This is a genomic window from Streptomyces sp. P9-2B-2 (assembly GCF_030406865.1).
In the GTDB taxonomy this organism is placed as follows: domain Bacteria; phylum Actinomycetota; class Actinomycetes; order Streptomycetales; family Streptomycetaceae; genus Streptomyces; species Streptomyces platensis.
In genome coordinates, this window is record NZ_CP129126.1 from 525,063 (window position 1) to 543,429 (window position 18,367).

Annotated in this window: 14 protein-coding genes; 12 read left to right on the plus strand and 2 right to left on the minus strand. The window is 69.1% G+C overall.

The genetic code is table 11. From position 1 onward, the window contains the following. Nucleotides 1–116 precede the first annotated feature (116 nt). The gene (locus QT196_RS02430; RefSeq protein WP_168477123.1) at nucleotides 117–764 is read left to right on the plus strand and encodes a hypothetical protein; all 648 of its coding nucleotides are present in this window, start codon (nucleotides 117–119) and stop codon (nucleotides 762–764) included. An 86-nt stretch (nucleotides 765–850) separates the two neighbouring features. On the opposite strand, the gene QT196_RS02435 is transcribed toward QT196_RS02430, so the two are convergent. After that, complete coding sequence (locus QT196_RS02435; RefSeq protein WP_290354226.1) at nucleotides 851–2,380, minus strand: DUF4334 domain-containing protein; 1,530 nt, start codon at nucleotides 2,378–2,380, stop codon at nucleotides 851–853. A gap of 360 nt (nucleotides 2,381–2,740) precedes the next feature. Here QT196_RS02435 and QT196_RS02440 point away from each other — a divergent pair, with 360 nt between their 5' ends. The 10 genes from QT196_RS02440 to QT196_RS02485 all read left to right on the plus strand — a co-directional run bounded on the left by QT196_RS02440 (nucleotide 2,741) and on the right by QT196_RS02485 (nucleotide 16,305). Beyond that, nucleotides 2,741–4,273: a prenyltransferase/squalene oxidase repeat-containing protein gene (locus QT196_RS02440; RefSeq protein ID WP_290354227.1), complete on the plus strand. Its 1,533-nt coding sequence runs from the start codon at nucleotides 2,741–2,743 to the stop codon at nucleotides 4,271–4,273. A 1-nt stretch (nucleotide 4,274) separates the two neighbouring features. Next, nucleotides 4,275–5,693 carry a cytochrome P450 gene (locus tag QT196_RS02445; protein WP_290354228.1) on the plus strand — a complete coding sequence of 473 codons (1,419 nt, stop codon included), beginning with the start codon at nucleotides 4,275–4,277 and terminating at the stop codon, nucleotides 5,691–5,693. A 70-nt stretch (nucleotides 5,694–5,763) separates the two neighbouring features. Then, the gene (locus tag QT196_RS02450; RefSeq protein ID WP_168483516.1) at nucleotides 5,764–6,531 is read left to right on the plus strand and encodes an SDR family NAD(P)-dependent oxidoreductase; all 768 of its coding nucleotides are present in this window, start codon (nucleotides 5,764–5,766) and stop codon (nucleotides 6,529–6,531) included. A 281-nt stretch (nucleotides 6,532–6,812) separates the two neighbouring features. After that, nucleotides 6,813–7,196, plus strand: a complete 384-nt coding sequence (locus QT196_RS02455; protein ID WP_168477129.1) for a VOC family protein — start codon at nucleotides 6,813–6,815, stop codon at nucleotides 7,194–7,196. A 209-nt stretch (nucleotides 7,197–7,405) separates the two neighbouring features. Beyond that, nucleotides 7,406–8,653, plus strand: a complete 1,248-nt coding sequence (locus tag QT196_RS02460) for an extracellular solute-binding protein (RefSeq protein ID WP_290354229.1) — start codon at nucleotides 7,406–7,408, stop codon at nucleotides 8,651–8,653. A gap of 61 nt (nucleotides 8,654–8,714) precedes the next feature. Next, a complete protein-coding gene (locus QT196_RS02465) occupies nucleotides 8,715–9,683 on the plus strand; it encodes a sugar ABC transporter permease (protein ID WP_248000988.1) in 969 nt (322 codons plus the stop codon). A 110-nt stretch (nucleotides 9,684–9,793) separates the two neighbouring features. Beyond that, a complete protein-coding gene (locus tag QT196_RS02470; RefSeq protein WP_323139170.1) occupies nucleotides 9,794–10,564 on the plus strand; it encodes a carbohydrate ABC transporter permease in 771 nt (256 codons plus the stop codon). Nucleotides 10,565–10,637: 73 nt separating this feature from the next. Next, complete coding sequence (locus QT196_RS02475; protein WP_290354230.1) at nucleotides 10,638–12,704, plus strand: TIM-barrel domain-containing protein; 2,067 nt, start codon at nucleotides 10,638–10,640, stop codon at nucleotides 12,702–12,704. Nucleotides 12,705–12,868: 164 nt separating this feature from the next. Further along, nucleotides 12,869–15,337, plus strand: coding sequence for a SpoIIE family protein phosphatase (locus QT196_RS02480; RefSeq protein ID WP_290354231.1), 2,469 nt, complete (start codon nucleotides 12,869–12,871; stop codon nucleotides 15,335–15,337). Continuing rightward, nucleotides 15,334–16,305: a substrate-binding domain-containing protein gene (locus QT196_RS02485; RefSeq protein WP_290354232.1), complete on the plus strand. Its 972-nt coding sequence runs from the start codon at nucleotides 15,334–15,336 to the stop codon at nucleotides 16,303–16,305. The genes QT196_RS02480 and QT196_RS02485 overlap by 4 nt, the downstream gene beginning before the upstream one ends. Nucleotides 16,306–16,389: 84 nt before the next feature. On the opposite strand, the gene QT196_RS02490 is transcribed toward QT196_RS02485, so the two are convergent. Further along, nucleotides 16,390–17,295: an EamA family transporter gene (locus tag QT196_RS02490; protein WP_168477140.1), complete on the minus strand. Its 906-nt coding sequence runs from the start codon at nucleotides 17,293–17,295 to the stop codon at nucleotides 16,390–16,392. Nucleotides 17,296–17,400: 105 nt separating this feature from the next. Between QT196_RS02490 and QT196_RS02495 the strand changes: the two genes are divergently transcribed. After that, nucleotides 17,401–18,330, plus strand: a complete 930-nt coding sequence (locus tag QT196_RS02495) for a LysR family transcriptional regulator (protein ID WP_168477142.1) — start codon at nucleotides 17,401–17,403, stop codon at nucleotides 18,328–18,330. Nucleotides 18,331–18,367: the final 37 nt, after the last annotated feature.

The following is an 18,367-nucleotide window of genomic DNA, read 5'->3' on the forward strand; positions in this document are numbered from 1 at the left end:
GGAACATCGCCCTGCGGGGCCGGGTTTGCTGGGCAGCTCTGGACCCGCAAAGTGCCTCACGACCCCGGCCTGCGGGTCAGCCGGCAAAGGGGGCAGATCTCATGCGTGTCGTAGGTGTGGACATCGGCTCGGTGAAAGCGCCGTCCAAGTTCGCCTGGGTTGCCGTCGATTCCTTGGAGCCTGCCGCGGTCGCCTGTGGCGACGACCCGGAAGGCGCCGTGCAGGCACTGTCGCAGTCTCTGGCCCACGAGGGACGCGCGGTCCTGGCCGTGGAAGCGCCCATGGCCATTCCTGTCCCCGCTCCGGACAGCGACGCGTGGCGCGTGCTGGGCCGTGCGCGCAGCGGGGAGGGCAACCGGCCGTGGTCGGCCGCTGCGGGCGCCGGAGCGCTGGCCACCGGGGTCGCCCAGACCGCATGGATGCTCTCCCGTCTGCATGCCCTCGCGCCGGAATCGAGCGCGACCACCCGGCCTGAGCGGTTCGCCGCCGGGCAGGCCCGCCTCCTGCTCGCCGAGGCCTTCGTCTCCGGCACCGGCAAACCTGTCCCGGTGGCGGCCGGTCAGCATGCCGCCGACGCCGAAGCCGCCGCCCGCGCGACGCTGACCTACCTGACCGACGGCCCGGACGGCTTTCCGTACATCACGTGCGCACCGCAGCGGACCCTTAACCTCCTTGCCCTGCTTGCCTCTTGGGCCGGAATGCCGGTGCCCGGTGATGAACTGCACCTGGACGTGACGGTCATTCGTACGAAGCCGGTCGCCTGAACCGCCGTGGGGCGGCTTCGCCTTGGTGCAGGGCAAAGGACTCTCCGTCACGCGTCGAGTACTGGCGCTCCCCCGCTCCTCGGCCACTAGCTGCCATCGATGGCTGACCCGGGCAGCGATGCGGGTGCCCGGGTGAGGTGGAAGAAGAAGTCGGTGGGAGATTCCTTCTTGTCCATCACGCACAGCAGGACGTTGTCGGTCAGCCGGCGGAAATGGTCGATGATGGGCAGCTGGTCATAGACCATCGCCGTGGACTGCTTGCCGCGGTGGACGACCTCACGCAACGTGGCGAGGCCCATCTCCTCGTACGAGAAGACCGTCCCGTCCTCGTCGCGGCACAGCAGCGGCTCCACGTGATCGGCGTCGACGAACCGCTTCCCGTACCACCGCATCTTCGCCAGCAGCGCGGCGTTCTCGCTGGTGTGCTCGAAGCCACCGCCCTGCCAGGTGCCGATGAGGAGATCGGTGTCGACCGGTTCGAGCCGGTCGAAAAGCTCCGTCAGCTTCGTGTTGTCGCACTGTCCTCCGGACGCGATGACGTCCAGAACCTCCTGCTCGATGCTCATGGCCGGGGCCTCCCTCGGTTGGGGGACGAACGGTGAGTGCCGGGCGGGGGCGGCGCTGCCCGATCCGCCCGGAAGGGGTGCGGTGGCCGCCTGGCCGGGCCGTACGGGATCGAAGTGGTGGTACATCCGCGCATGCCAGAGCGCCACCCGCTCCAGTGCCACCGCGGAACCGTACCCGGCCGCGGTGAGCGGAGCCAGAGCCCGCCGGCAGTTTTCGAGCCCTGCCTCGGCGCGCCGGGACACCTCCTGTTCGGTCAGGCCGAGCGCGAGCGCGTCGGTCTTCCCCTCGGACTGTTCCCGTTGGTGGCCGCGCAGATCGTTGAGCAGACGGATGGCGGTCGCGGCCTCGCGCAGCGCGCCGAGCAGCAGGGGAAGACGCCGGGACAACCCCGGCTCGTCCATGAGGGCCCACAGGGCGGTGACCTGCTGTTCGACGCCGATGGTCCAGGCGCCGTGCTGTAGGTAGTCCGTCAGCCCGGTGACGCCGCGACCGGCGGCCGCTGTCCGGGCCGCCTCCCGTTCCCACTGCATGCCGATGAGCGTCTGATGCATGCTTTTCCGCCAGACGGCGGTGAGTTCGGGTCGGCCCTCGCGGTCCAGATCCCGGGCGATCTCCGCCAGAGCGCGCGCGATGGGGTCGTCGCTGACGCCGTCACTGACGCCATCGCTGTCGCGGTCGCTGACGCCCTCGCTGACGCCGTCGTTGTCGTGCCCCGCGAGGACCCGGCGCCAGGCCCGGACGCGGGTCGGGGCCCCGTCCGGGCCCGTGCGAGTCGCCGCGTCCGCTGCATCCGGCGCGTCCAGGACGTTGTCGATCGCCATCAGCCAGACCGTGAGCCGGGCCAGCTGATAGCAGGTCTCCGGAGGCAGCCAAGGGGTGAAGAACGCCGTCTGAAGGCACATGAGGGGAACCAGCGCGGGGTCCACGGGCAGCCCGAGCTCTTTGAGCCAGATCTCCAATCGCGGCATGCTCTGCAATGCGGTGGAGCATGTGTCCGCTATGGAGACGATCTCCCGGGGAGGGTGGCCGAGCGGCCGCGAAGTGTCCACGGCGTCAGGCTACGTCCCGCGCTCGTGCGTGTTCCGGCGGTCCGAGCCTTTTCGGCCCGCACCCGGGCCCGGGCCGGTGCGCCTGCCCGCAGCCGCGTCGCCTCGCCGGGCCGGCGGCCCGGCCACACCTCGGACCGTCCTCCACACGGTGCCTCACACCGCCGCATGCATCACACCCACCCATGAGTCACCCATGAGTCACGGCCACGCGTGAGTCACGTCCACGCATTAGTCACACCCACACATGAGTCACGATCACAAAGCGTCAGCGGAACCAGGGAAGACAGGGGTCAGATGTCAACAGGACCTGCGTTACCGTCCGTTCCGGACGCGCAGCTCTCGCCCACCCTCGCCACACGTGTGAGCCGTGCGCTTGCCCTTGCCACCCGGCATACGCTCTCCACCCAGCGGGACAACGGCTCATGGCTGGCCACCCCCGCCCCTCGCATCACGGAGACCGCACTGTGCACGCTGGCCCTGGCACGCTCTCCGCACCTCGGCGCCGTCCGAGCCGCCGAACGGGGCCGGGCGTGGCTCGCCCACGGCGCCGCCCCGCAGAACCACCATCCGGTGGCCCATGCCGTGGAGACCGCACTGCTGTCGCTGGCTCTGGACACCGGCGGCCCCATCGACGTGAGCCATCCCTTCTTCGCGGACCGGGCGCTGTCGGCCCGCGCCCGGCTCCTCCAGGCCCTCGCCCTTTACACGGGCCGAGCAACCAGCGGCGGTACCGGTCCCGCCGCGCTGCGCACCCAACTGGCCACCGCTGTCGCGGCCCAGGGGCAGCTCAAACGCTGGACCCGGGTGGAACTCTGGTCCGCGCACGCACTGGTGGAGACCCACTTCGGCGACCGGATAGCCGCCCGGCACGCCGCCCGTATGGTCGCCGACCAGCAATCCCCGTCGGGCGACTTCTTCGGTAATCCGGTCACCACCGCTCTCGCGGCACTCGCGCTCCAGGCCGCCGACCCCGGTACGGCTGCCGCCCGCCGCTGTGCGGAGTACCTTCTCACCAGTCAACTCCCGGACGGAACCTGGCGCTTTTCCACCAGCGACGTCTGGGACACCGCGCTGACCATACGTGCCTTTCACGGCGCGACGGCCTTCGAACGCCACGGGCTGCCGTCCGCCGTCGCGTTCCTGGTCGCGGCACAGAACCGGGACGGCGGCTGGCCGTACCGCCTGGGCGTCGAGTCCGACAACGACACCACCGCGGCCGTCCTGATCGCTCTGGGCGGCGCAAGCGGCGCGCCCGGTACGACGCTCCGGGCCGGGCTGCATCACCTGGCCCGGCAGCAGACGGCGGACGGTCTCTGGCGGACCTGGCAGTCCGCCGGGGACCCGCCGGTGGACGACGTGGTGGCCCATGTCGTCACCGCACTGGACCGCCACTCCGACCGCCATCGCGTGCAACTGGCCGCAGCGCGTGACTGGCTCGCCGAACGCCTCCGCGAGCAGGGATGCTGGCACCCCGGGTGGTACCGGGGACTGCCGTACGCCACCGCCGAGGTCCTTCCCGCCTTCGCTGCGGCCGTACCCGAGGGCGGCCATCCCGCCGCCCGCACTCTGGCCACATGCCGTAATCCCGATGGTGGCTGGCCCGTCGAAGTGACCGGCCCGAGCACTCCTGCCGCGACGGGGCTGGCGCTCACGGCCCTGGAACACGGCGGTCTGCTCCACGAGGAACACTGGGCGCCGGGGCTCGACTACCTCGTGGAGAACCAGCGCGACGACGGCACCTGGCCGGGCGTACCGCTCATGTACGGCCCGCGACCGCTCCTGACGCACTACCCCACCCACACCCAGGCGTTTGCCGTCGGCGGCCTCCTTGCCGGGCAGCGCCGCCTCCACCAGGCGGTGGGGCCCACCGCCTCCGCTCACAAGGAGGACTGACATGTGGCCGGGAACGACACGGTCCGGCAGGGGCAGAAGCGGCGCACGGCTCACCGGCGGACCGGGACACACCGACGCCGATGCCCCCACCGGAGCCCCCGTCGCGCCCGGCCGCGTGCCGCTGGCCGGGCATGCCCCGTGGTTCCACCGTGACGCGCTGCGCTTCGTCCGGGGGCTGCGGCACCACGGCCCGGTGACGAGGATCTACATCGGCCCACGGCAGGTACACACCGTCAACTCTCCCGAAATCGTCCGGGAGTTGCTGACCGTGCAGGCGCGCGCCTTCGACAAGGGCGCGATGTTCGACGCCCTGCGTGAGCCGCTCGGCGACGGGCTGATCACCGCCGCCGGCGACCGCCACCTCCGCCACCGCCGGCTGATGCAACCGGCCTTCCACCACGAACGGATCGCCGGCTACGCCCGCATCATGTCCGAAAGGTCGCTGGCACGGGCCGCCGCCTGGGAGCCCGGCACCACGCTCGACCTGGTGCCGGAGATCCACCACCTGACGCTCGACATCCTGCTGCGCACCCTCTTCGCGGATCCTCAGGACCCGGAACTGCGCACCGCTGTCCGGGACTGGCTGTCCGTCAAGTACCACGCGATGCGCCTTGCGCTCTCCCCGCTGCAGGCCTGGGCGGAGTGCCTCCCGCTGCCGGTCGGCTGGCGGCCGCCGCAGGCCGGGCCGCTGCGCCGGCTGGTGGCCGTCCAGCACCGCATCATCGAGACCTACCGCGCCGACGGCCGGGACCGCGGCGATCTGCTCTCGATGCTCCTGGCCACCGGTGGCCCGGACGGTTCCCTGACCGACGCCGAAGTGACCGACGAACTCATCACCCTGTTCCTGGCCGGTACCGGCACCGTCAGTGCGTCCCTGGCCTGGGCGCTGTACGAGATCTCCCGCCGCCCCGACGTCCAGCGGCGGATCCACGACGAACTCGACACCGTTCTCGCCGGACGGCCTCCCGGCATCGAGGATCTTCCCGCCCTGGTCCACACACGAAGGGTGCTGACCGAAGTGCTGCGGCTGCATCCACCGTCGTGGCTGCTGATGCGCCGTGCGGTGCGGCCCGTCACCCTCGGCGGGGTATCGCTCTCCCCTGGCGCCGAGGTGTTCTTCAGCCCGTACGCCCTGCACCACGATCCGCAGCTGTACGAGAACCCGGACGACTTCGAGCCTGAGCGCTGGTCGCACGCCGACGCCGCGAAGACGTCGCGTCACACCTATCTGCCCTTCGGAGCAGGCAGCCGACTGTGCATCGGGGAAGACTTCGCCTGGACCGAACTGATGCTGGCGCTGGTCGCGTTCACCGCTCACCGGCGCCTGACACCTGCCGACTCCACCCCCGTGCGGGCCCTGGTCGGCACCGTTCTGCGCCCGGACCGGCTGCCGCTCACGGCGCATGCCCGCCCGTCCTGATCCGCACGGCACGGCCTCTTCCGCCTGCCCCTCCCCTTGCCAGGAGTCACACATGCCGGTGCCCGCACAGATGTCAGACGGCGGACCGCAGCCCGGCCGGTTGCGGGACCGGGTCGCCCTGGTGACCGGTGGCGCCTCCGGGATCGGCGACGCGTGTGCCCGGCGGCTGGCCGCGGAAGGTGCTGTGGTGGTGGTCGCGGACCTCGACGAGGACGGGGCGGCCCGTGTGGCCCGGCAGATCACCGCGGCCGGTGGCACCGCCCTGGCCCGCCGCATCGACGTCACCGACCCGGACAGCGTCACCCGCGTCGTCACGGAAGCCGCCACCTTGCGCGACGGCCTGCGGATCGCGGTCAACAGCGCCGGAATCAACGGGCCCCTGAGCCCCCTGGCCGAACTCCCGCCCGCCGACTTCGACACCGTCATGAGGGTGAACCTGTACGGCGTCTTCCACGCGATGCGCTGCCAGCTTCCCGCGATGGCCACCACGGGCGGCGTCATCGTCAACCTCGCCTCCATCGCCGCACATGCGGCCTTCCGAGGGCACGCCGCCTACGCCGCCGCCAAGCAGGGTGTCCTCGCCCTGACCCGGACCGCGGCGCGCGAATACGCCGACCAGGGCATCCGGGTCGTGTCCGTGTCGCCAGGCGTCGTCGACACCCCGATGGTCACCTCGCTGCCGCCCGGAGCCACCGACCGTCTCCTCACCACCGTCCCCCTGCGGCGCACCGCGCAGCCGGCCGAAGTCGCCGCACTCATCGCGTTCCTGGTGTCCGACGACGCCTCGTACGTGACGGGCAGCGACCATGTGGTCGACGGTGGCTACCTGGCCAAGTAGCCGACGGAAACACGGGGCGGGAAGAGCACTCTCGGAGCGGATTCGGTCGAAGGGCTCATCGGTTACGGTGCGGCTGTCCCGCTATCCGCTGGCCCAGCATGTCAAGGTGTTCGACGTGAACAAGCGGCGACTGATCCACTGGAGCATCCGCGGCCCGGCTGCTGCCGGCGACCACGACCAGGCAAGCCACCCGCCTTCAGGGACCTGACGGCGGAGACCGGCACCCGCGTCCATCACCTGCCGCCCGCCCTCGCCCGCGCCACGAACCGGGAGATCCAACCGTGAGCACACCCGACGAGCTCGCCGGCGTCCGCTACATCGTCGACGACGTGGCCGCCGCGGTCCACTTCTACACCACCCACCTCGGCTTCACTCTGCACACCCACCCCGCGCCCGCTTTCGCCGACGTGGTCCGCGGCCCGTTGCGGCTGCTGCTGTCCGGGCCGGAAAGCTCCGGCGCCAGGGCCACGCCCGATGACGCCGGCGCGCCGGGCCGCAACCGCATCCATCTCCTTGTCGACGACCTCGACACCGAGATCGACCAACTGCGCGCCGCCGGGCTGTCCTTCCGCAGCGACGTCATCGCGGGCCCTGGTGGACGCCAGATCCTGCTCGCCGACCCGGCCGGCAACCTCATCGAACTATTCGAACCTGCCCCGCGCTGAGCTGTTTGCGAGAACCGCCAGCCGCTCACATCAAGATCAACGGAAGCACTGTCACCTTCGCGATGATGGTGTTCTCACAGCACGGTGCCCAGTCGGGATGCCGTACGGGTGTCACCCCGCGCGCTGCCTCATGACTCGACGAGCTCTGCGCCACAATCCCGGCATACCCAGGAGCAGTGTCTGCGCACCGATTTCTCGTTGGAGCCGCCATGCGCACCACCGTTAAATGCCGTCGCACCCGGTCAGTCGGGGCTTTGACGGCGACGGTCACCGCAGCCGGCCTGCTGCTGACTTCCTGCGGCGGCGATGGCTCGCCACCCAGGCCCACAAAAGGCAGCGGCAAGACCACTCTGACTGAAATGGATTATTATATTTCGGAACCCGGGCGGAGTGCGCTGGCCAAGCAGCTCACTCGGTGCGGGGCACTGGCGGGGGTTTCCATCAAGCGGCAGATTGTGCCGGACCTGCGTACAAAAGTGCTCCAGTTGGCGAACAGTCGGGCGCTGCCGGACCTGATTCTCCTGGACAATCCTGACCTCCAGCAGCTCGCCGCCACGGGAGCGCTCGTCGACCTCGGTGCGGCCGGTGTGAAAACCGACGGACTGTATCCGAACATCGTCGCCGCGGGTAAATACCGGGGTAAGACGTACGGTGTGGCGCCCGGTGTGAACCAGTTGGCGCTCTACTACAACACGTCGATGCTGGCGAAGGCGGGCGTCAAGCCGCCTGCCACGTGGGATGAGTTGCGCATCGCGGCCAGGAAGCTGACTCAGGACGACAAGGTGCACGGAATCGGCTTTGCCGTACCGGCCACCGAAGAAGGCAGTTTCCAGTTCGAGTCCTTCTTCTTCAGCGCCGGCGCTTCCCTGAAGAAGCTCGATTCACCGGAGGCCGTGTCGGCGCTGACCCTCCTGAAGGACCTGGTCTCCTCCGGTTCGGCGCCCAAGGACGTGCTCAGCTGGAATCAGATGAATGTCGGGGAGCAATTCACCAACGGTTCGCTGGCTATGATGATCAATGGTCCCTGGGAGATTCCCCTGCTACGAAAGGCAGGCATGAAGGATTTCGGCATCGTGCCGGTGCCCGCACCGGCCGGGAGAACCTCCTCCGGTGCGCTCGGCGGTGAGGTGTGGGCGGCCGGCAGCAGTGGTGCCAAGTCTCGCAAGGCAGCCGAGGTCATCAAGTGCCTGGTGTCGAAGGGAAACAGTCTGGAGTGGGCCAAGCTCACCAATTACGTGCCGTCCGACCCGAAAGTGGCCGCGGAATTCAGTGCCGCTGTGCCCACGATGAAGACCTTCGTGGAGACCATCGGAAGCGCCAAGAGCCGCACGGCGGAAGTCGGGCCGGACTATCCGAAGTACTCGCAGGCGCTGTGGACCGCCGTGCAGGCAGCATTGTCAGGGAGCAAGTCGCCCGGCGTGGCGCTGACTGACGCACAGAAGCAGGCGACGCAATGAGTGCCGAGCCGCCGACCCGTGGGTGGTACACGCCGACGGCCACCCTCCCGGAAAGATAGCCGTGGTTCCGGCAGCGCCCAAGAACTCGGCGGCGGTCGTCGGCGGCAAAAGACCGCCGCCGGACCGCTCCGTGGCTCCGGCGGCTCGCAACCGACGGCTCGGGATCGGATTCATCGTGCCGGTCGTCGTCTTCGTCGCGGTGTTCTATCTCTATCCGCTGGCCCGCAATGTGGTGCTGTCCTTCCAGGACTACGACATCAATTCCCTCTACAGCGGCAACGCCCCGTTCATCGGCCTCGGCAACTACCGCCGCCTGCTGAGCACCCCCGCCTTTGCCACTGCCGTCGTGAACACCGTGGTCTTTGTTGCGGGCTCACTCTTCTTCCAGTTCACGATCGGCCTGGGACTTGCCGAGTTCTTTCGCCACTCGTTCCCGCTCAGCCCGCTGTTGCGGTCGCTCATGCTGATCCCCTGGCTCTTGCCCCTGGTCGTCTCCGGCACGCTGTTCCGGTGGCTGCTCGACACCAGCAACGGCGTCGTCAATCAGATCCTGCTCACCCTCCATCTGATCCAGGCCCCGGTGCCGTGGCTCAACACCCCCCACACCGCGATGGCGGCGGTGCTGATCTGCAACATCTGGATCGGTGTGCCGTTCAACATGGTGATCCTCCACAGCGGGATGCAGGCCATCCCGGCGGAGCTGTATGAAGCGGCTTCCCTGGACGGCGCCGGCCGCCGGCAGCAGTTCCGCTATGTCACCCTGCCGCAGATCGGCCCCGTGATCGGCATCGTCGTGACGCTCGGCCTGATCTACACGCTCAAGGTCTTCGACGTGATCTGGGTGATGACCAAGGGCGGCCCGGCAAACGCCACCCACACCATCACCACCTATGCCTACCAGCTGTCCTTCGGCGGGCTGTCGGAGTTCGGGCTCGGGGCCGCCGCGGGTGATCTGCTCATCGTCGTGGCCGCCGTCTTCGCCCTGCTGTACCTGCGCGCGCTGCGCGCTGATCCTGGAGCCCGCGCATGACCGCCGCCCGCGCTGCCCGGACCCGGCCCGCCTCGGTCCGTGGCGGGCGGAGCCGGACGGCCGTGGTCACCTGGGCGAAATCCGCGTTCGGTGTCGCCGTCGTCGCCGTCATGCTGTTCCCGCTGTACTGGATGGTGAACGCGTCCTTCCAGACCAATCAGCAGTTGGCCCGGCCGTCACCGCACTGGCTGCCCCTCGGCGGCACGCTCAACGGCTACCGGGACGCGCTCTCCCAGCAAGGGGGCCATCTGCTGGCGTCCCTGATCATCGCCGCGGGCGCCACGGCCTTGACGCTGACCCTGGCCGCACCGGCGGCCTACGCGCTGGCGCAGCTGCGCTCCCCGGGCGGCAGGACGCTTCTGAGCGTTCTGCTGGTCGTCCAACTCGTGCCCGGCATCGTCATGGCCAACGCGTTGTACCGGATCTTCGCCTCGGTCCAGATCCTCAACTCGGCCCTGGCGTTGATCCTGGCCGACGCCACCCTTGCCGTCCCCTTCGCCGTGCTCATCCTGCGGGCCTTTATGACCGCCATCCCCCGGTCCCTGCTGGAGGCGGCGGCGTTGGACGGTGCGGGCGTGGTACGCACCTTTTGGCGGATCGTGCTTCCCATATCCCGCAACGCGCTGATCACCTCCGGCCTTTTCGCGTTCCTCTTCGCATGGGGCGACTTCCTGTTCGCCACCACGCTCAATCTCAACACCACCACGTGGAAGCCGATCACGCTGGGTCTGTACGACTACATCGGTGGCGGCACCAATATCACCATCTGGAACTCGGTGATGGCCACCGCCGTCATCTCCGCCCTACCGGCCGCGCTGCTGCTGACCATTGCCCAGCGGCATATCGCTGCCGGAGTCACCAATGAAGCGGTCAGGGACTGACCGCGCCGTAAACCGCTACCCGCACCCCTGCACCGCCCCTGACCCGTACAACAGCCCTGTAGAAAGGAGCAGCATGTCTCCGCCCGACGGCACAAGGCCCGCACCCTCCGCCGCCACGTCCGACGCAGCCGGGACCAGCTCCCGGACTCCCGCCTTCTCCCCTCCGGCCGTCTGCCTTGAGTTCGGTGACGCCGAGCACGTACTGCGGGTGGAGCCCTGGGGAGCCGACAGTGTCCGGGTGCGCTCGGCCCGGCATCGGGTGCGCGACGGCCTGCCGGGAGCCTTGAGTGCGCCCCCTGCGGCCGTGGCCGCGGAGTTGGGCGTGGGACCTGACGGCAGCCGGATCCTCACCGTCGGGCGGCTGCGCGTGGAGCTGTCTCCCCAGGGCCATCTGCGTTTCGCGCGTACGCAGGACGGAACTGAGCTGCTGCGGGAGTCCGTAGGCCACTTCGCCTGGCCGGGTCCCCGCACGTTCACACCGGTCGGCGAGGGCCGCTATCAGCTGGCCCAGCGCTTCGCCGCCTATGACGGTGAACAGTTCTTCGGGCTGGGCCAGCACTCCCACGGGCGCCTCGACCACAAGCACCTGGTGATCGACCTGGTGCAGCGCAATGGGGAGGTCACCATCCCGTTCACCCTCTCCTCCCGCGGCTACGGGCTGCTGTGGAACCTGCCCGCCGTCGGACGTGTGGAGCTGGCCGCCAATCAAACCCGGTGGGTCGCCGACGCCGCCGATCAGATCGACTACTGGGTCACCACCGGTCCGGCTCCCGCCGCAATCATGGCCAACTATGCCGATGCCACCGGACACGCTCCCGTGCTGCCGGAATGGGCCCTGGGCTTGTGGCAGTCCCGCCTGCGTTACCGGACACAGGAGGAACTGCTGGACGTCGCTCGCGAATACCGGCGCCGGGAACTTCCGCTGTCGGTCATCGCCGTGGACTTCTTCCACTGGCCGCATCTGGGCGACTGGCGCTTCGATGCAACCGACTGGCCCGACCCGGCCGGGATGGTGGCGGAATTGGCGAGCATGGGCGTACGGCCGCTGGTGTCCGTGTGGCCGTCCGTCAGCTTCGTGAGCGAGAACTACCGCCACATGCGGGATGAGCAGCTGCTGCTGGGAACGGAGCACGGCCAGCCCTTCCAGCATGTCTTCCCCGACACTCAGGTCGGCGACAAGCCGCTGCCCGTGGTGTTCTACGACCCCACCGACGAGCGGGCTCGTGACTACATCTGGAGCCGTATCAAGCGCAATTACTACGATCTCGGCTTCCGGCTGTGGTGGCTGGACGCCTGCGAACCAGAGATGTACCCCGAACAATTCGGCAACCTGCGTTACGCGGCGGGGCCGGGCCGGGCGGTGGCCAACTTGTATCCGCGCGAACATGTGCGCGGGTTTTTCGAGCATATGCGGGCCGAGGGCGAAGACGTTCCCGTCAGTCTGGTGCGTTCCGCCTGGTCCGGCAGTCAGGCCTACGGGGCGGCTCTGTGGTCGGGTGACATCCCGGCCACCTTCGAGGCACTCGCGGCGCAGGTGTGCGCCGGGCTGAGCGCGGGCCTGAGCGGCATTCCGTGGTGGACCACCGATATCGGCGGTTTCCACGGTGGCGACCCGGACGACCCTGATTTCCGGGAGTTGCTCATCCGCTGGTTCCAGTTCGCCGTCTTCTGCCCGCTGCTGCGGATGCACGGCCACCGCGAACCGCGGGACGCCATCCCTGCCGGCCACAGCGGGGGCCCCAACGAACTGTGGTCCTACGGGCAGGATGCCTACCGGATCCTGACCCGGCAGCTGCGGCTACGCCAGGACCTTCGTGCGTACCTTCACCGTCAGATGGTCTCCGCAGCCGACTCCGGTGCACCGGTCATCCGGCCGCTGTTCTTCGACTTTCCCGGCGATCCGGCCGCGTGGACGGTCGAGGACCAGTTCCTGTGCGGCCCGGACCTGCTGATCGCCCCGGTGACCCGACTCGGTGAACGCCGCCGCCGGGTCTACCTGCCGGCCGGTGCCGACTGGCGGGCCGCCACCACAGGAACTGATCATGACGGCGGCCAGACCATCACAGCTGACGCTCCCCTGGAATCCATCCCCGTCTTCGTACGTCGCGGCTCCACGCTGGAGGTGAGGTTTCCGGGCTGATCTCCGACCGGATCCGCCGCGGTCCCTGAGTTTCAGCGCAGCTTGTTCGATTCTTATCGCGCAGGCACTATGGGACTGTGAGTAATGGCGCTCGGGTGAAATGAGCAAGAATGGCCACTTCCGTGGGGGAAAATGGTCACTCTGGGTGGTTGAACCATGTCCCCATGGCCATCATCAGCGTGGGGGGCACGGTCACAGGGTGGAGTGAAGGGGCTCGGAAACTGCTGGGCTATCGCCCCCCGGAGGTTGTCGGGCACCCCGTCGCGGATCTCCTGATCAACGGGGAGTACCCCGCGGTGCTCGGGCCCTGCCTGAGCGAAGCCCGGGAGTGGAGCGGCACAGCGGCCGTCCGCCACCGGGATGGCCACCGTGTCGATCTGCCCCTGCACCTTCATCCGACATTCAGTGACGACGAAACACCCCAGGCGTTCGTCGTGACCGCCACCGCGGATGCGGGCGAGGCGGAGCCCGACCGACTGATGGTGGAGTGGGCGTTCACCCAGTCCTCCGTCGCGCTCTCCACCTACAGCACCACGTCACGCTCATGGCAGTGGAACGCGATCGCGCACGGGAGTGAGCAGCCCTCGCCGACCGGGCGTATGACGGGCAGCCCCACTGACGGCGACGGGGCGCAGACAGCCGCAGGGCACGCCGCAGCTGTCGAATCCAGGCAGGGACAGGGGCAGGGGCAGGCGGCTGACGCGGGCAGCTGGCCCTACTCGGACCTGCTGGGCGCAGGCCGCGCCGACGAGGGATTTTTGCGCTGCGTCCGCCGGGTCGCCGAGGAGGCCAGGCCCAGCCGCTACGAGCACGTTGCACCGGCTACGCCGACCGCTCACCGGCGTGCCTGGACCATCGAGATGTGGCCCGTCCGCAGCCCCGACACCGGTCAGGTGGCCGGTGTCGGCGCCGCGGCGTTCGACAGCACCGAGCAGGTTGCCGCACGGCAGCGCCTGGCCCTGCTCAACGAAGCGGGCAGCCGTATCGGAACCACCCTGAATGTGCGGCGCACGGTTCAGGAACTCGCCCACCTGGCCGTCCCGCGGTTCGCCGACTCCGTCACTGTGGACCTGCTCGACTCCGTGACCCGCGGGAAGGAACCGCCGCCCGGTCCGGCCGACGCCGCCGTGGTGTTGCGCCGGGTCGCGCACCAGACCGCCGACGGGGTGCCCGAAGCCGACACCGAGATCGGCGAGGCCGACACCTGTCCTCCGCGCTCACCCCCCGCACGTGCCCTGACAAGCGGTCGAACGGTGGTGTGCGGAGCAGACGACCCCGACTTCGCCCAATGGGTCGCCGCCGGCGTGGGGGGATCCGCTCCCGCGGCGGAGCACGGATTCCACTCGATCATGGCTACCCCGCTGCGAGCGCGGGACCTGACCCTCGGAGTCGTGGTCTTCGCCCGCGCGGAAGGCTCGCAACCCTACGAGCAGGATGATCTGCTCGTCGCCGAGGAGCTCGCCAGCCGGGCGGCCGGCAGTGTGGACAACGCGGGCCGTTTCGCCCGGGAACGCGCCAACGCCCTGACCCTCCAGCGCAGTCTGCTGCCCCGTCACTTCCCCAAGCAGGCTGCCGTCGAGGTGGCGCACCGCTATCTGCCGATCGGCAGGGGGGCCGAAGTGGGCGGCGACTGGTTTGATGTGGTCCCCCTGTCGGGCACGCGCGTCGCGCTGGTCGTCGGCGACGTGGTCGGCCATGGCATCCATGCCTCGGCCGCCATGGGCCGACTGCGTACAGCGGTGCGCACGCTCGCCGGAGTCGACCTGCCTCCGGACGAACTGCTCACCCACCTCGACGAACTGGTCAGCCACCTGACCTCGGACAACGACGTCCGGAACGCGCCCGACCCCGGTCAGATCGGCGCGACCTGCCTGTACGCGGTCTACGACCCGGTCTCCCGCCTCTGCACCATGGCCAGCGCCGGACATGTCCCACCCGTCGTGCTGTTCCCCGACGGCACGGCCAGCGTCGTCCAGCTCACCCCGGGGCCGATTCTGGGCGTCGGCGGCCTGCCTTTCGAGCCCACCGAGCTGGAACTCCCCGAGGGAAGCCTGCTCTCCCTCTACACCGACGGCCTGATCGAAGCCCGCGGCCAAGATCTCGGTGTCGGCCTTGAACGACTCTGCGCAGCCCTGGCTTCCGCCGAGCCCTCGCTGGACGTCACCTGCGACATCATCCTCAAAGCCCTGCTGCCCGAGAGCCCCGCCGACGACGTGGCGCTGCTCCTGGCGCGCACCCGTGCCCTGCACACCGATCAGGTCGCCGCCTGGTCGCTGCCGTCGGATCCCGCCATCGTGGCCGATGCCCGGGCACAGGCCTCGCGTCAGCTGGCGACCTGGGGGCTCACCGACGCAGCGTCCATCACCGAGCTGGTGGTGAGCGAGCTGGTCACCAACGCCATCCGCTACGGGGACGCCCCCATCGGGCTACGGCTGATCCGTGACCGGACCCTGATCTGCGAGGTCTCCGACGCCAGCAGCACCTCCCCCCATCTGCGCCGGGCCCGCACCTACGACGAAGGGGGACGAGGACTGCATATGGTGACCCAGCTGACCCAAGGCTGGGGCACCCGCCACACCCCCACCGGCAAGACCATCTGGGCCGAACAACGTCTACCGGCCAACGGACCATGACGGAGCGCACAGTCAACCTGTCAACAGGACACGGCGCCCAGGCCCATAGTGGTACCGCGGCCCGCGACCTGACACATACGCTCGCCCTGCTCTACCCGCCGTCCGGCGCCAACCGGGACTACCCGCCGGTGCAGCTCGCCTTCGTCGGCGGGGTGGCGGAAACCGCCACCACATACGGCTATGACCTGCTGCTCACGCCCTGTAAGTCGGGCAAGGACCCCGCGTTCCGGCGGATGGTCAGCGAACGGCGGGTGGACGGCGTCATCGTGATGGAGGTCCGCCGGGAGGACGACCGCATCCAGCATCTGACGGAAGCGGCCTTCCCCTTCGTCACCATCGGCCGGAACAGCGGAACCGACCGGGTCGGCTGGGTCGATCTCGACTTCGCCGGCCTGGCAAGCGGATGCGTGCGGCACCTGACCGAACTGGGCCACCGCAGCATCGCCTTCGTCAACAAGTCGGAGCAGATCGTCAGCAGCGGGTACGGATACGCGCTGCTCGGGAACGAGGGCTACACCGAGGCGATGACGGAGATGGACCTGACCGCGCGTGCGTACCCCAGCGGCGACGATGTCGGCGCCGGGGAGGACGTCGTGGAACGGATCCTGCAGGACGATCCGGCCACCACGTCCCTGGTCGTCATGAACGAAGCCGCCCTGGAAGGCATTTACCGCGGGCTGACCCGGCACGGCCGCAGCGTACCGCGCGACTTCTCGGTCGTCGGCGTGGCAGCCAGCCGCTGGGCGGAAGAGGTGAGCCCGCCGCTGACCGCGGCCGAGATACCGGCCAAGGAGATGAGCCGGATCGGCGTCGACCTGATGGTGGAGCGGCTCACCTCGCCGGCCTCGTCACCCCGGCACATCCTGCTGAAACCGCTGATCACACTGCGCGCCAGCACCGGCCCCTGCCGGCCGGTCCTCGATTCGGAGCCTGACCTGGAGGACGAATTCCCTGACCTGGACTTCTGACCCACTCGCCGCCCTCGGCTGTGACCAGATGACCTGCAAAAGGGCGGCCCTTCTGGGCTATTGACGTTCCGTCGGTTCACAGATTCAGGGTGCGGCAGCCGTTACGGCCGTCGGCTCGGGTTCAGGTGCCATCGGCTTCTTCGAGCGGCGCACCATCCCCACCGCGATACCGGTGATGACAAGTGCCGTGGCGCAGAAGGTCAGTACGGTCATGCGCTCGCCCTGGAAAATCCAGGCGGCGGCCAGGCCGAATACGGGGACGAGGAGCGAGAACGGGGCAACGGTCGGTGCGTTGTACGTCCGCAGGAGATATCCCCAGGCGGCGAATCCGAACAGTGTCGCGCCCCATGCCACATAGAGTGCGGCGCCCACTCCGCTGAGGTTCAGATGTTGCAGTGCTCGCAGGTCCGCGTCCCAGCCTTCGAAGGGCACGGAGAGGAGTGCGAGTGGGATCGGGGGTACGACGCTCACCCAGACCATGAAGCGGAAGGTATCCGGCGGACTGGCCTTCCGCATCGCGATGTTGGACAGGCCCCAGCACGCCGCCGCGCCCACGACCAGCAGGAATCCGGCCAGTGTGCCGGCCGTCGAATCCAGCCCGGCCAGCACGATACCCACCGAGGCGATGACCATGCCGACGATCTGCGCCCGCCGGGCGCGTTCCTTCAGCAGTACCGCGGCGAAAAGCACGGTGAACACCGCCTGGCCCTGGAGCACCAGGGAGGCCAGTCCCGGGGGGAGCCCCGCGTGCATACCGATGAACAGCATCCCGAATTTCATGATGCCGAGCGTGACGCCGACCGCAATCACCCAGCGCCAGGCGACCCTTGGCCGCCCGACGAAGAAGACCGCGGGGAGCGCCGCCAGGAGAAAGCGCACCGCGGAGAAGAGAAGCGGTGGAAAGTCGCGCAGCCCGACATCGATCACAACGAAGTTCACGCCCCATACGGCGGCGACGACCACCGCCAAGGCAACGTGTACGGGCTTCATGCCAATGACTCCTGGGAACGCACTACTTCGGGATGCTCCATCACAACAGTCGTTGCCTGTAAGGGCCAGCGAATGTTTCTGAAGGTGGGGTATTAGCATCGCTTCATGTTCGACCTCAACCGCCTGCGCGCCCTGCGTGCCGTGGCCACCCACGGCTCGGTGACGGGTGCGGCCGCCGCACTGGGCTATACGCCGTCCGCCGTCTCTCAGCAGATCGCCAAGCTGGAGCGCGAGACCGGCTCCCAACTGCTCGACCGACAGGGCGGCAAGGTGGCGCTCACGCCCGCGGCCTGGCTGCTCGCGGAGGCGACGGACGAGGTCGTGGCGGTGCTGGAGCGGACTCGCTCACGCCTGGAGGAACAGCGCGACCAGCCCACCGGACGGCTGATGCTCGCCGCGTTCCCCACGGCCTGCCGCGGTTTCGCCGCAGCCGCCCTCGCCGGCGTCGCCACCCGCCACCACGCCCTGGATTGCAGGCTGCTGGAATCCGACCCCAACCGCGCCATCAGCCTGGTCGTACGGGGGGAGGCGGATCTCGCGGTCGTGCACGACTGGCACAACACCCCGCTGACGCTGCCCACTTCGCTGTCGGTCGCCGCGCTGGGCGAGGACATCGCCGATGTCGCCCTGCCGGCCGGGCACCCACTCGCCGACCGGGACGTGGTGAACCCGCACGACCTGCAGGCAGAGCGGTGGATCGGGCAGGGCTCCGGGGCCATGTGCCATGAGTGGCTGGTGCGTTCCTTCTCCAGCCTCGGCGTCGAACCGGACATTGCCTACCAGATCGAGGAATACGAGTCCCAAGTGGCCTTACTGGCGGCGGGTCTGGGCGTCGCGATGCTGCCCCGGCTCGGTCGCGGCACCCTGCCGCCCACCGTCCGTGTCGTCCCGATGCAGCCCCCGCCCTCCCGTCGAATTTCGGCCATCTGGCGCTCGCAGGCCGACCGTCGACCGGCTATTCACGTCGCATTGACGGCACTGCGCCGGCACTGGGCGGGCGCGAATTCCGGCCAGCTGAACCGAGAAGGCGCGTGAACACAAGGTAAGTTCCGCGCTGCATGTGCGGGTCTTA

What these genes read in the sequence shown, in the direction of transcription:
- QT196_RS02450 (WP_168483516.1), top strand. Translation starts at nt 5,764, where the DNA reads ATGTCAGACGGCGGACCGCAGCCCGGCCGGTTGCGGGACCGGGTCGCC.
- QT196_RS02480 (WP_290354231.1), top strand. Translation starts at nt 12,869, where the DNA reads ATGGCCATCATCAGCGTGGGGGGCACGGTCACAGGGTGGAGTGAAGGG.
- QT196_RS02495 (WP_168477142.1), top strand. Translation starts at nt 17,401, where the DNA reads ATGTTCGACCTCAACCGCCTGCGCGCCCTGCGTGCCGTGGCCACCCAC.
- QT196_RS02475 (WP_290354230.1), top strand. Translation starts at nt 10,638, where the DNA reads ATGTCTCCGCCCGACGGCACAAGGCCCGCACCCTCCGCCGCCACGTCC.
- QT196_RS02490 (WP_168477140.1), bottom strand. Translation starts at nt 17,295, where the DNA reads ATGAAGCCCGTACACGTTGCCTTGGCGGTGGTCGTCGCCGCCGTATGG.
- QT196_RS02460 (WP_290354229.1), top strand. Translation starts at nt 7,406, where the DNA reads ATGCGCACCACCGTTAAATGCCGTCGCACCCGGTCAGTCGGGGCTTTG.
- QT196_RS02485 (WP_290354232.1), top strand. Translation starts at nt 15,334, where the DNA reads ATGACGGAGCGCACAGTCAACCTGTCAACAGGACACGGCGCCCAGGCC.
- QT196_RS02445 (WP_290354228.1), top strand. Translation starts at nt 4,275, where the DNA reads ATGTGGCCGGGAACGACACGGTCCGGCAGGGGCAGAAGCGGCGCACGG.
- QT196_RS02470 (WP_323139170.1), top strand. Translation starts at nt 9,794, where the DNA reads ATGCTGTTCCCGCTGTACTGGATGGTGAACGCGTCCTTCCAGACCAAT.